Source organism: Stutzerimonas stutzeri (genome assembly GCF_024448985.1).
Taxonomy (GTDB): domain Bacteria; phylum Pseudomonadota; class Gammaproteobacteria; order Pseudomonadales; family Pseudomonadaceae; genus Stutzerimonas; species Stutzerimonas stutzeri_AP.
The window spans coordinates 1-1,420 of record NZ_JAMOII010000044.1; the positions used below are offsets into that span (position 1 = coordinate 1).

The window sequence follows — 1,420 nt, forward strand, 5'->3', positions numbered from 1 at the left end:
GCTACCGGGCGCTGGAGTAGGAGCCGTAATCTTAGGTGCTACCTAATAAAAGCACAAGCGGGACGAGAAAAAGCCTAAAAGCCACGGTATACAAGGGCTGGAGGGGAAAGGGCATCGTTACCACTCAAACGAATAGTCGGTATTACCTAGTCGACTATTCGAGCCGTGCAGGGGAACACCTGGCGCGCTGTCGCTTGCCGGCCACGCCCGATCGCCTGGCCGGGTCCCTCCCGCAGGCGGGAGCCCTCCCGGCCAGCCGCCCAGTCGCGGCTCTACTGATTGGCAGCGGCAGGAAGGCCCACAGGAGCCTCTAGGCGGTCCTGTATGAGCGACAGCAGGTAGCGACGGCCCTCAGCCCCTAGGTCGTCAGCTAGGAGGCTCAGAGCGGCCAGCTCAGCGGAGTACTCGACGCGGCGGCGCAAGGTCTCAGCGGTGTTGAAGTCACGAGGCTGCGACCGAGGGTGGTAATCGGTGTTTGGTTCCCACATAGGGGCGCCCTCAGGACGGTTGAGCAGCGCAGGGGCTGCGATGTGCCAGAACAGAGCAGCAGGCTCCGAGGCGTCACGCAGTGTAGCACCGGCATCCTTGCAGGCCGTGACCTCGACGCGGGTAGTAGGAGGCAGCACTTCCTTGCGGTTGCAGAGGGCTTCCCACGCCTTGTCGTAGACCTTGGCAGTGAACCGGGCAGCAGACCCATAACCGATGCTCATCGTGCCGGTATAGCGGCCATCGGAGCGCACAGCCGTGATGTAGTCGATCTTGAGGCTTTTGCGCGTCAGGGGGGTTGAGCCATCTGGAAACCTAGACTGGTACATCGCGATGGCGTCAGCGCCGTCTAGAGCGAGGTCAGCGGACGCATCAAGACGAGTCACCTTGTGCGGCGAGGTGGCGAGAATGTGCAGGTACTCGTCCCAAATGCGGATGCTCCGTAGGTAGGAGCAAACCCCGCCTGATGCGGACACACGAGCGAACCGGGCGCGATGCTCGACGGAGAGCGTCCCACGGCCAACAGGGGGCACGTAGAGCATGCGTCCGCCGTTATCGCGAGCAACGCGGAAGTCATTCCCAAGCAGGAACCGGTTCAGGTCTGGGTAAGGGCAGTCGTCTGGGGCAAACGTGGCGTCCAGGTAGTCGCAGAAGATCCGCAGTTCACTTTGAGCTGAAGAGGTCATCGGTCATTCCCTTGAGCGACTCTAGGCGGGCGCGGATGGCTTCCTCGGACTGGCCACGCATGCGGAGCATCTCAGCAGGCGTCGGGTTAGGTGGGATCAGCTCAAGAATCTTACGGACCTCACTGGCAGCCTCGCAGAGCAGGCCACTGATCAGAGCGGAGCGGGAAACGCCAGTGCGGCTGGCGAGGTAATCGAGGTCGCTAACGAGCTCGACGGGAAGTGAGACGCTAATCTTGGATGTGGCCATT

2 protein-coding genes are annotated in these 1,420 nt (G+C 62.0%); both read right to left on the reverse strand.

Features of this window, described 5'->3' with window-relative positions; translation table 11 throughout:
* Positions 1-272 precede the first annotated feature (272 nt).
* On the reverse strand, positions 273-1,172 hold the full coding sequence (locus NA647_RS19545; protein WP_256059161.1) for a hypothetical protein: 900 nt from the start codon (positions 1,170-1,172) through the stop codon (positions 273-275).
* Positions 1,150-1,420, reverse strand: a 271-nt coding sequence (locus NA647_RS19550; RefSeq protein WP_256059162.1) for a ribbon-helix-helix protein, CopG family, incomplete at its 5' end; no start/stop codon positions are given. The genes NA647_RS19550 and NA647_RS19545, both read right to left, overlap by 23 nt.

What these genes read in the sequence shown, in the direction of transcription:
- NA647_RS19545 (WP_256059161.1), bottom strand. Translation starts at nt 1,172, where the DNA reads ATGACCTCTTCAGCTCAAAGTGAACTGCGGATCTTCTGCGACTACCTG.